An 11395-nucleotide genomic window follows, 5' to 3' on the forward strand; every position below is an offset into this window, starting at 1 on the left:
TGTCAGTAAAAATAAAGTAATTAATTACAAAGGAGAAACACTTGTTTTATTGGAAGAGGAATGTCTTCCATATTCTTTTTCGAAATATATATTTGTTTTCAGGTCTGATTTTGAAAACGGGAGATTTTCAGACCCAATTTTGAAACATGAAGTTGCCCATGTTAGGGGGTGTCATAGTTTGGATAATATTTTTGTCGAATTGCTATTTGTTTTTCTTTGGTTTCATCCAGGGCTCTATTGGGCAAAGAATGCGATCAAACTCAATCATGAATTTTTGGCAGATCAAGCAGTATTGCAAATCGTACCGATCGATGACTATAAAAATGTCCTTTTATCGATGATCTTTCCCGATCAAGGTCTGACTTTGATTAGTAGTTTGAAATTTTCCTTAACCAAAAAAAGAATGAATATGATGAAGCGCAAAACAACCTTGAGCACAAAATTGATAAAAATTGTAGCTCTAATTCCGATTTTTGGAGTGATGATTTACTTCTTTAGTGAAAAAGTGCCAGCACAAAACCAAACTCAACAAAGTAGAACTATAAGTTTCAACTCAGAAGTAGAGGAGAGACAAGTGAGTGATCTGGAAATCTATATAAAACCTGATGGAAAAATCGTAATTGATGAAAAGACCTATCGACAAGCTGAAGTTAATGATGTATTGGATAGGATTAGGATGGCAAATGATCTATCAACGATCAATCTGAATGTAGATAATGGAACTCCAATGGGAGAGATCTCAGATATGCAAAAGCTATTGCTCGAAAAAGGTGTACATCATATTGAAGTCAATATTTTGGGGAAAAGTGGAGAGGTAACGAACCCAATTCAAGATATCGATAAGGCTACATTTTACAAGGACGTTACGTTTAAAGTTGTAAGAAAAGATGGTACAGAATCAACCAAAACTTTTGAAGAGCTTTCAGAAGATCAAAAAGCGAGGCTGATGCCACCTCCTACAATTCCTGAGAAAAAAACTCCTTCGGCAGCTTTGTTTTCGGATTGGCAAAACCCAGAAAAATATGCAGTGTGGGTTGATGGAAAATATACTCCAGCGGAGCAGTTAAAGAAAATATACCGGATTCACATCGTGTATTATTTAAAAAGCTATGTCCATTTAAATGCACGAAGTGTAAAATTCCCACAAGAGCATCAAGTTAGCATCTATACTGAAGAAGGATTTGAGAAAACATTTGGTGAGGAATCAGATTTTTCCAAACCCAAGAAAGGGACAATTACTTTGAGGGATCAAGGTTGAAGGTCAGGTTTTGGGTAACTGTTATTTTGTCTATAGGAAAGATTTATATACAATTGATATTCGTGGATATTTTTCACGCACATTTATCTGTGGCAAAAACTGATTTTGAGGAAAACCAATGAATAGGGATGCTACTTTAGCCTATTCAAAAGATAGGATTTGGATCATTTGGCTTTAGCTAAATTTTCCCAAATCCTTTTTTCTGTTTCTAAGGATAGATTCTTCCTAAATACTGTCGTCTTTGTCTTTTATCTCACATATCCCTTTTTAATTTCCTTCTTGCAAAATACCTAGTCCTTTTGAAAAATTGGCGAAAACTGATGACAGAAAGCACCGAAATACATGCAGAAGTCCCCAAAGCTCCACCAAACCCTTCAAAAAATGCACTTGATCGGAGATAAATCAAACTAAAAATCAAGCCTGCAAGTAAGATGTATTTTGCTTGTTTGATTTTTTTTCGAGAACTCATCCCTATAAATGTCCCACCAATGCACAGGTAGGGGACATGATGGAAAATAGCTGGGAAATCGTCGGCGAATAGTTGATACAATCCTGCGACAATAAAAGTCAAAGCGGATGAAATCAATACGGGGTTTTGAGAATACCTTGTGTGGAGCAAGTATGTCGCAAATGCGGAGAGCGTACCAACAGAAATAGTGAGCAATAAAAGGATCATAGGAAATTCAAACCAAAATAAACACTGTAAGTAAGAACCACTCCAATAAAGGCGAGTGTGCCAAGTTTGCCTCCTATTCCCACAAGGATAGGTTTACTCAAAAAGTACAAAAGACAAGTGAATGTGGCGGCAATCAGTATGAATATAGGATCGCTGGTGAAGTTCGTCATCCCAATAAATGAACCGCAATAAATTGGAGCGGGAAGGAGTTTTAGGGTTGGGTTTGATTTTTGGAGTTTGGGGATCAATGCTCCTGCCACACCTATACATGCGGCTGAGAGTACGGCATCTAATCCTGCCAGCTGTAATCCATAAGTTCCCAGTGCTCCAAGATAAATAAATGTACAATCCCACCATTTGGAGAAATCTATTTGGTAATCTTTTGGGTAAGCTTGGAAGGAAGCTGCTATCAATAAAACAAACAAGACTACAAAAATCCACGCTTCTAGTTTTTGAGCTTGCTCATAGACGATCATTCCCATAAAAAAACATTGTATGGAGAAGATCAGGAGGATGATGCTGTAAAATGCGGTAGTTCTGGACTTCATCATAGAAGTCTACAAAGCTACTATATAAAAACAGGTTTCACCAAAGTTTTTCACTTTGAATCAGCAGGTCTGCTATGAATCAACAGATAGTTTGGGGATTCATTTGGAGGGAAAAGAAATGGGGAAACCTGTTTTAGAAATTGTGATTCAATGTAGTTAAGATAAAACCTGGCAGGTCTCATTTTTAAACTTAACGGAATCGAAATACGATGATTGATCAATCGGATTATTTGATTTCTTCCACTTTGTAAAGACCACCGTCGCTTTCGTCTGTCAGTAAATACAAGTGTCCATCAGGACCTTGTCTGACATCACGGATTCTTCCAAGTTTTTTTGTAAAAAGCGCTTCGACTGATTTGATCTCACCATTCTCAATTTCTATTCTATAGACTTCTTCTTTGAGTAGTGATCCTGCAAAAAGGTCGCTGTTCCATTCAGGGATGGAGCCATCTTTGAAGAATGCCAATCCAGAAGGAGCCATGTTTTCTTCCCAAATATGTTTTGGAGCTGTTACTCCGGGAGCTTTCTTTCCAAGTCCAATTTTTTCATCTGTATCGTATTCTGTCCCGAAAGTGACTTGCGGCCATCCATAATTATTGCCTTTTTCAACTAGATGCAAAAGATCACCTCCGTTTGGGCCATGTTCTGTTGCCCAAAGTTCACAGGTATTTGGATCCAATGCCATTCCTTGGTTGTTTCTATGGCCAAAAGAATATATTTCTGGCCTCAAATTGCCCGGAGCCAAACCGGTTAATGGGTTTCCTTCCGGGATACCTCCATCTTCCTTGATTCTAATGATCGAACCGGCGGGATCAGTCAAATCTTGTGAGTTCCATCTCAACCCACGATCACCTATCGAAAACATGACAGTGCCATCTCCGGGAAATACAATCCTGGAGCCATAGTGTCTTCCCGGGTTTGTTCTTGGAACCTGGGCATAGAGAGTTTCCAGATCCGTCAGTCTATTGTTGTTCAGGTCTATTTTTGCCCTTGCCAGAGCAGTTCCTGTTCCGTATTCTGAGCCATCAGTAACAGAATCATCATCACCCGGACTAGAGTAGGTGAAATAGACCCACCCATTTTGGGCATATTCAGGATGGACGACCACATCCAATAGACCTCCTTGGTTTCCGCCTTGTGGAGCTGTCAGCTGATCTTCGTCCGAGTCTATTTTGGGTAATCCCGATAGTTCGGTGATATGCTTCCCATCGACTAAATATAGTTTGCCAGGTCTTTCTGTGATGAGCATTTTTCCGTCTGGAAGCCATGAAACTGCCCAAGGATGCTCTAATCCTTCTACTATTTTTGTGATTTTGACTTTTGCTTTTTCAGTCTGTACCTGGCTTTCGACGACTTTTTCTACAGATTTGACTTGGGCAAAGACTGGTAAACCGATGCCAAAAAACACACAGAGTAGCAGTAATTTTAAGTTTCGACAATCTGAGTTGTAATTCATTTTTAGTTGGTTTAGTGGTGGTAAATAATTGGGTGTCCGCGTGGAAGTGAATGAAAAAACCAACATTCACTTCAGACTCAATGAGATTGATGATTTATCCAAAAGGGTTTAATTGTTTTGGTAATAGTATTTTACGTATAAAAAATTGAATTGTTTAGAATATAATTGAGGTGATAACCTGAGTTCGACTATTCTCACTTTGTCAACCTGCCTGCCGGCAGGCAGGAACGGTTTTAAATGATGAGAACAATCGAACTCAGGTTAATAGGAAAAATCAACCCCACAAAATTATTAGATAAGCACTGCTAAAACGGGGGCATCTAAACAGCATTTGTTTTATGGTCTTGGAAATCAATTTCATACAAAAAAAACTTTGGGGGATAAGCTTAAATACCTTGGTCTGTGCCCCTACAAACCAATCCATCAAATTGGACAACCCCAGAATGATTCCCTATTTTGAAATTGAAAAAGGCAATTTTCCCGATTTTATGGATGATCATTCATTTTAAGAGATAGTGGATTTGTATTAATTTTCAAGCTCCTTTTTGACTAATTTCAATTCGTACAAAGTCACCAAATCCGGTTCATAATCAAGTGCATTGGTGTTTTGATGTGCCCATATTCTGCCTTTGGAATCGGCCCTCGAAATTCGGTATAAATTAGAAGCAATAGTTGGCTGACTATATTTTCCATTTGATTCCCTCACAAGATATTTCTGTTGGTTTAGTTTCATAATCTTGTTCCATCTTTCTTCATCCGAAAACTCTGGTCCTGGCATTTCTTCCAATTTCAATCCAGACTTATACCCGATCAAATGCTTGTCTCCAATTTGGAAAAACTGTGTTATATCTCCTTCCAGATCTTTTGGGGTGTTATAATCTTCTTGACCTCCAATCGCAAAGCCCTTGTTCAAAAGAAACTTGTCAAATGGTATTTTTTCTGCATGAAATGTTGTTGCATGATTGTCTAGATCAAATTGGTAGAAGTAAAAATCATTTTGATGTACAAAGGATATAATGTTGTTTTTTACCTGAAAAAGTGGCTTGATGAAGTTGTAAGCTTCTTCACCTTTGGCATACCTACTATTTGGGTGGAACGGAATGATCGGTTCAAAAGACTCTTTTTGGGAATCAATCAAATCCAAAGTATTATAATTTTGATAATAGTTTTTGGAATTTGGAGAGGCTTCTGTCTGCGGCCCTCCGGTAAAAGTCAAAAGGACGGTTGTGTCATTTTTCGTGCCCACTTGCAAATGGTCAAAGCTTGAATAAATCATTCCCCTATGAGGGTAAGTTTTTTTGAAGCTTTTTTCCAGTTTAAGTTCTTTATCATAAATATTGAACAGAGATCTCCCGAGAATCGCAATTTTGTCGTCTACAAATGTACCACCCAATACAAATTGGCCAAATGCATCAGGGGCATCCTTCGGTTTGTTGAATTCTGAGATTATGTTCCCTGATCTGTCTACTGTCAAAAGGTGGCTTTTATCCCCGCCACCGTCAAACAGAAACAAATCATTATCAGCATCTACACTTATTAGTTCAAGACTTCCCAAAAAATCTATCATCAATGAATCCACAATTTCCAGTTCATAACCGAAATTCCCATCATAGATTTCTTCTGTTTTGTTGTTGCAAGAATAGTGAACCAGCAAAATGCCAATTAACAAATAAATTGGGATTTTTATTTTTTAGCCTTTAGTTTTGCTTTGAATATCAATTCGTAATCCAATTCTTCTTCGCCATTGTAGCTGAGCCAAAAGTTACCTTCGCTATCGATGAATTCAATGTTTTGCATTCTACCGGGGATCTCCAATGGTATGAGTTGTCCGTTTTTGGAGAGTATCGCATAATGTGCTTTGTTAGCTTGAAAAATTTTATTGAAACCCTCTGATGGGTTGTCTAATCCTTCCATGATGTCATCGTATTGCTTGGTTGTAACACCTGAGTTGTAGTAGAGGATTATCATTCCTTCGTGAATAAATATTCTATTGATGCTTCCATAAGAAAAGTCTTTAGCGTTGATATTGATATTGTCCTTGTCAAATGTTTTAGCATCGATAGGGTCCTTTTCAACGAATTGATCAAATTGGATATCGATTTCTTCAAGTGGATTGTCAAGGTCGTTTATGTCATAAACCCATAGCTTTGGTTCATTTTTGAATGATAGGTATAATTTGTTCTCGGCTATTCTTAAAGCTGGTGTGGCAGTAACAACATTGTTTACTTTCTCAATATCTCCAAATTTGGAACTTGCGGGCATAGGAAAGGTTGGTGAGAATTTTCCGTTTTCTAAATTGGCTCTTTCCAATTGAGTGGAAGAAGGGTTTATATAAAAAGATCCTTCCCCATCTCTACCTAAAAAATAAACAAGAGCTTCATTTTTATTTACAAAATGTAGAATATCAGCATTCGAAATTAATAGGGACATTGTGACTGGAAATTCCGGTTTGGCAGTATTCAAAAGTTGACCATTTAAATCAAATGAAAAAAGACCACTTTTCCCCAAGATCGCCCATTCTTGATTGTTTCTAAATTGTGGTCTCGAAAGAGGACTTCCACCAATGGCGTCAGGCTGATCTTCAGATTTGTTGAAAGTCCCCAGGACTTCTCCATCTGTAGAAAAAATCAAGGTTTCTTTTTTTTGATAATCATAAGCAAGAATGTGCTTTCCATCTTTACTGATATCGGACCAACTCATTGATCCCAAGTAATCAACCATCAATGAATCTTGAATCTCAAATTCAAAAGATGCAGCAGACTGGATTGAAGTCTCTTCTGTTTTCTTCTCTCCACAAGATTGAAAAGTCAAAATCCCGAAGATACCAGTCAAAAAAGATAGAGAAACAGATTTAAATGTATGCTTATTCATAATTGGTTTGGAGCAAGATTGAATGGCAATCACCTCAAAAACAAAAAGTGACTGAACCTTATGAGTCTCAAATAATGTGATAGATCAGGAAAAAATAAATTTAGTTAAAAAAATAAAAGAACCAAGCCAATTATTGAAATCAATATTCTTTTTCCAGTTGTTGCCTTAATCTTTCTTCTTGCATTATCCGGGTACTCAATTCCTGTGCGTATGCCCTTCCCTGTTTGAAACCATATGCAGTATAGGCTCTTCCAGCCCAGCTTTTGGCAGCTTCTAGATCTCCAAGTACTTCATATCCCACTGCGATATTGTAACATATTCTTGCTGCAGTTTTTGGGTCATTTGTGTCATTCAACCCTGCTTCCCAAGTATCGATTGCATCTTCCCATTCATTGACTTCTGCCATTCTAGTACCCATGGCTAGTGCGAGATTGTCTTTTGGTTTTTGGAATAGGTTTCTGTTGATGTTCAGGTACATAGGAGCAATCCTTCTTGCGTAACTTGCCCCAGCCAATTGACCGACGTATTGGGTTGCCTTTACTTTATCTATCATCAGTGCAAGCGCCTGTGTTTTTGTCTCCGCCTCTGCTGACCAAAGATTCGTTTTTTCGAAATCTTGTTGGTCTGTAATATTGCGGTTTTGGGGGTCATAGAGCCTGAACCCAACTTTCACAGAAGCAATTCCTTCCGCATAAATCCCTTGGACTTCCACCTGTCTGGTATTTCGTCCTTCCCCTTCTGTCTTTTTGATCAGCTGTTTTTTTTCGGTGATGATAAAGTCTGAACTGAATTTTTCCAATGAAAGTACCGCATCTGCATTGTAGGCCTCACACAATTCCTCGATTTGTCTCCATGTCAGAGGGGTGGGGAAGGTTTGTGCAAAAAGTCCGCCTTTGAGTCTTTCCCTTGCCCTGATTACTTCAAATCTTGGCGAGGTGTTCAGCTCTTGCTGTACTGTTGCAATGGTGGATTCGATTGCATTTTTCACTTCAAATGGGGCTTCTCCTGTAAGAATACCCTCAATAATTGAAAATCCCTCACTTTGGGGGGCCGTCCTATCTACTATGAGGAGCCTTTGTACATAGGTGGGGACACTGATTTCTGCCGGCATCAATCTGCTCATAGTGATGTTCTTTGTGCAAGATGTTGCCAAGATCAGAACCAAGAGAAATGTACTCAATAAGCTTTTGGTGAATTTGAAATTATCCATAAGAGCGACTAGGTTTCCCAAAATTAAAAAAGCCTCTGCATTGCAGAGGCTTTTTTGTAAAATATATTTTATGTATATCCGCTTTCTTACCAGTAGCCATTTAAAATAATGTATCCATATTGTTTCCAGGGCAAGTTGACTGTCAACCGTTGACACTCGTGCGCCGTGGCGTAGTTGTCGATTATCCGCATAATTCTAAGCGTTTAATTTACCTACTGGTATCATTGCGGGTAATCATAATATATTTTTAGGAATTGGCCCTTATGATATTCCCGGCATCATCCCATTGGGCCAGTTCACCTCTCTCTTCAGGCTTGAGGTAGGCTTCGAGGTATTGTTCGGGCAACTCAAAGCCATGTTTTTTCATGACTTCTGCAGGAACTCCATCCCAAACATTGGGGGTGTTTCCTATATAGCCCAAATACTTGAATCCTGCTTCAGTTGTGAAATACCCTGTGGAAGTCAAGTTTCTAAGCATGTTGAAGAATTTGACTCCACCCACCATTTCGGGTTTGGCTTTGTCAGGCCATGCGATTTGATCGATGATTGCAATCCTTTCGGTCTCGTTGAGAGCCAAAAAGACTTTGCCATAACTGTCTTCGCTTACAAGGTCCAACCACATCAAACCGCCTTGCATGGGGGTTTGGTAGGCAGGGTAGTCTTTCATCATAAACTCGATAAAATCCACTACCCCAACTTCAGTTGCACTTGGTGAATCTGCATCTGCAGGCATGATTATATCCACCAACACATCCAGTTTCTTTCTTTCTTCTTCCGTAAAAAAAGTTTCAGACAACAATTTCTGGTCAATAAGCTTTTCTTCTTCAGTCCTTCCGCCTACTGTGCCACCTTCTATTCTCGGTGTGTAATCTATTTTTTTGTCCTCAGGTGCACAGTTTGTCAATAAGAATCCAGATGCCAGTGTTCCTGTAAAAAGCAGCTTTAAGTTTTCTCTTCTGTTCATGGGTTGAGGGTTAAATGTTTTTCTTTTTCAATTCTGAAACGATGAAATCTGAAGTTCTCCAGCTGAGTGCTAGGATTGTCCAAGTTGGGTTTTTGTCTGCTTGGGAGACAAAAGGACCGGCATCTACCACAAACAGGTTGTTGCAATCATGCGCTTGGCAGTTACTGTTCAATACAGAAGTATCTGGATTGTTGCCCATTCTTGTAGTTCCTACCTCATGGATGATCCTGCCAGGTGTTGCCAATCCATATTTGGATTCTGGTCCAGGTTTTTCGCCCATCAATACAGCGCCGGCATTGGTCAGGATCTCTTCAAATGTATCATGCATGTGTTTGGCTTGCTTGATTTCGTGGTCTGACCATTGGTAATTGAATTTTAGTACTGGGATTCCATATTTGTCTACAACATTGGGGTCAATCTCACAATAGTTGCTGTACATAGGGATGCTTTCCCCTCTTCCCGACATACCCAAGGTAGAACCCTGAATCCTTCTGATGTCTTTTTTCAATCCTTCCCCATAACCTCCATTCGGGCTTGGGTTTCCAAACTCATCTTTGACGAACTTGCGCATTGTATCCATGGAGAAGCCTACGCCATACGATGGCATTCCCATTCCACCCCAATACTCTATATGGTATCCTCTTGCAAAGTCCAACTTCTTGTTGTCCAGCCACCATGGTGTGTAGACATGCATGCCACCTACACCATCTTCGTTGTATCTTTCCCTGTCAATCAAATCTGGCAATATCCCCATCCTATCTGCCCCTGTTGAATCATGGAGGTATCTCCCTACCATTCCGCTGCTATTGCCAATGCCGTTTGGATGTGATTTGGATTTGGAGTTAAGCATAATACGTGCAGATTCGCAGGCAGATGCACCCAGTACGACCACTCTTGCTTTGAGCTTGTATTCTTTCATATCCATCTTACTGATGAAAGATACGCCGTTTGCTTTGCCCGAATCATCAGTGGTTACTTTTCTGACCATTGAGTTGGTGAACAGATCAACTTTGCCTTTTTTCATCGCTGGGTGAACCAAGCAGGTGCCTGATGAGAAATCTGCGTATGCTTGACAGGCTCTGTTGCATTGCCTACAGAAAAAACAAACGCCCCTGTCATTGTTGATAGGTTTGGTAAGTACCGAAAGTCGGGAAGGGATGACAGGTATACTGGCTTTTTTTGCCCCTTTCATCATAAAAAGTTCATGGAGTCTTGGCTTTGGAGGAGGTAGGAAAAAACCATCAGGTTCATTGAAAATCCCTTCTTTGGAACCGAAAACACCAATCAGTTTGTCAACTTTATCATAATAAGGCTTGAGGTCGTCATAGCCTATCGGCCAATCATGTCCAAGACCGTCTATACTTGCTCTCTTGAAATCATTTGGACCAAATCTTAAAGATATTCTCCCCCAGTGATTGGTTCTTCCCCCAACCATTCTGGACCTGAACCAATCGAAACTCGTACCTTTTTCTTTTGTATAGGGTTCACCTTCAATATCCCAACCTCCAATGGCTGCATCAAAATCTCCAAAGGGTCTGATTCTGGTGGCATTGCCTCTCCTGGGAGACTCCCATGGGTAGCGTAATTGGGTGCGGTCTTCATCTTTTGCAGGGTCGAAATCGCCCCCAGCCTCTATGACTGCTACGGATAATCCTGCTTCGGACAAAATTTTTGAGGCCATTCCACCTCCTGCTCCAGATCCAACTATAATCACATCATAGGGTTCGGATGAAGATTTGATTTCTATACTCATTCGGGTTATTTTTTATTATTTATCGCGTAAGTTTATTAAAATTTATTAAAATGTAAAAGAAGTTGTGGAAAATATTCCATAAAGTTTAGAGGTCATGATGTGAGATTGAAGACATAAGATACAAGACATAAGGCCGAGGGGGTGCTGATAGCTTTCCAACATTCCAACCTAATCTCTTATCCCAATCATCCAATCACCTATTCAACCAATCCCAAATAATGAGGCACAAGATCAGAGATTAGCCAACAACCTTCCAACATTTCAACCTTGCAACGTTATAACCACCCAACCCAACCAATCATCCAATCACCAAATTCAACCAATCCCAAATAATGAGGCACAAGATCAGAGATATGCCACCAACCTTCCAACATTTCAACCTTCCAACGTTATAACCACCTAATCTAACCAATCATCCAATCACCAATTCAACCAATCCCTTATAATGAGGCACAAGATCAGAGATATGCCACCAACCTTCCAACATTTCAACCTTCCAACGTTATAACCACCTAATCTAACCAATCATCCAATCACCAATTCAACCAATCCCTTATAATGAGGCACAAGATCAGAGATTTGCCACCAACCTTCCAACATTTCAACCTTGCAACGTTATAACCACCTAACCCAACCAATCATCCAATCACCAAATTCAA

9 protein-coding genes are annotated in these 11395 nt (G+C 39.5%); 1 reads left to right on the plus strand and 8 read right to left on the minus strand.

What is annotated here, in order from left to right:
• Positions 1–139 precede the first annotated feature (139 nt).
• Positions 140–1258, plus strand: a complete 1119-nt coding sequence (locus ACFSKL_RS00615) for a hypothetical protein (RefSeq protein ID WP_376882371.1) — start codon at positions 140–142, stop codon at positions 1256–1258.
• Between the two features lie 253 nt (positions 1259–1511).
• Here ACFSKL_RS00615 and ACFSKL_RS00620 read toward each other — a convergent pair whose 3' ends face one another.
• From ACFSKL_RS00620 to ACFSKL_RS00655, 8 genes are all read right to left on the minus strand, one after another.
• A complete protein-coding gene (locus ACFSKL_RS00620) occupies positions 1512–1934 on the minus strand; it encodes a hypothetical protein (protein ID WP_376882373.1) in 423 nt (140 codons plus the stop codon).
• Positions 1931–2485, minus strand: coding sequence for a hypothetical protein (locus ACFSKL_RS00625; RefSeq protein WP_376882375.1), 555 nt, complete (start codon positions 2483–2485; stop codon positions 1931–1933). Before ACFSKL_RS00625 ends, ACFSKL_RS00620 begins: the two co-directional genes overlap by 4 nt.
• Before the next feature lie 223 nt (positions 2486–2708).
• Positions 2709–3938: a PQQ-dependent sugar dehydrogenase gene (locus ACFSKL_RS00630; protein WP_376882377.1), complete on the minus strand. Its 1230-nt coding sequence runs from the start codon at positions 3936–3938 to the stop codon at positions 2709–2711.
• Between the two features lie 526 nt (positions 3939–4464).
• Positions 4465–5607, minus strand: a complete 1143-nt coding sequence (locus ACFSKL_RS00635; RefSeq protein ID WP_376882379.1) for a hypothetical protein — start codon at positions 5605–5607, stop codon at positions 4465–4467.
• A 14-nt stretch (positions 5608–5621) separates the two neighbouring features.
• A complete protein-coding gene (locus ACFSKL_RS00640; protein WP_376882381.1) occupies positions 5622–6809 on the minus strand; it encodes a hypothetical protein in 1188 nt (395 codons plus the stop codon).
• A 139-nt stretch (positions 6810–6948) separates the two neighbouring features.
• Positions 6949–8019 (minus strand): DUF6340 family protein, encoded by a 1071-nt coding sequence (locus ACFSKL_RS00645; protein ID WP_376882383.1) that lies wholly within the window; start codon positions 8017–8019, stop codon positions 6949–6951.
• A 247-nt stretch (positions 8020–8266) separates the two neighbouring features.
• Positions 8267–8983, minus strand: a complete 717-nt coding sequence (locus ACFSKL_RS00650; RefSeq protein WP_376882385.1) for a gluconate 2-dehydrogenase subunit 3 family protein — start codon at positions 8981–8983, stop codon at positions 8267–8269.
• Positions 8984–8993: 10 nt separating this feature from the next.
• Complete coding sequence (locus tag ACFSKL_RS00655; RefSeq protein WP_376882387.1) at positions 8994–10736, minus strand: GMC oxidoreductase; 1743 nt, start codon at positions 10734–10736, stop codon at positions 8994–8996.
• Positions 10737–11395 lie beyond the last annotated feature (659 nt).

It is taken from the genome of Belliella marina, from assembly GCF_042682445.1.
In the GTDB taxonomy this organism is placed as follows: domain Bacteria; phylum Bacteroidota; class Bacteroidia; order Cytophagales; family Cyclobacteriaceae; genus Belliella; species Belliella marina.

Bases quoted from the DNA above. Each gene is read 5' to 3' on its own strand.
- ACFSKL_RS00655 (WP_376882387.1), bottom strand. From the start codon at position 10,736: ATGAGTATAGAAATCAAATCTTCATCCGAACCCTATGATGTGATTATA.
- ACFSKL_RS00620 (WP_376882373.1), bottom strand. From the start codon at position 1,934: ATGATCCTTTTATTGCTCACTATTTCTGTTGGTACGCTCTCCGCATTT.
- ACFSKL_RS00630 (WP_376882377.1), bottom strand. From the start codon at position 3,938: ATGAATTACAACTCAGATTGTCGAAACTTAAAATTACTGCTACTCTGT.
- ACFSKL_RS00650 (WP_376882385.1), bottom strand. From the start codon at position 8,983: ATGAACAGAAGAGAAAACTTAAAGCTGCTTTTTACAGGAACACTGGCA.
- ACFSKL_RS00640 (WP_376882381.1), bottom strand. From the start codon at position 6,809: ATGAATAAGCATACATTTAAATCTGTTTCTCTATCTTTTTTGACTGGT.
- ACFSKL_RS00645 (WP_376882383.1), bottom strand. From the start codon at position 8,019: ATGGATAATTTCAAATTCACCAAAAGCTTATTGAGTACATTTCTCTTG.
- ACFSKL_RS00625 (WP_376882375.1), bottom strand. From the start codon at position 2,485: ATGATGAAGTCCAGAACTACCGCATTTTACAGCATCATCCTCCTGATC.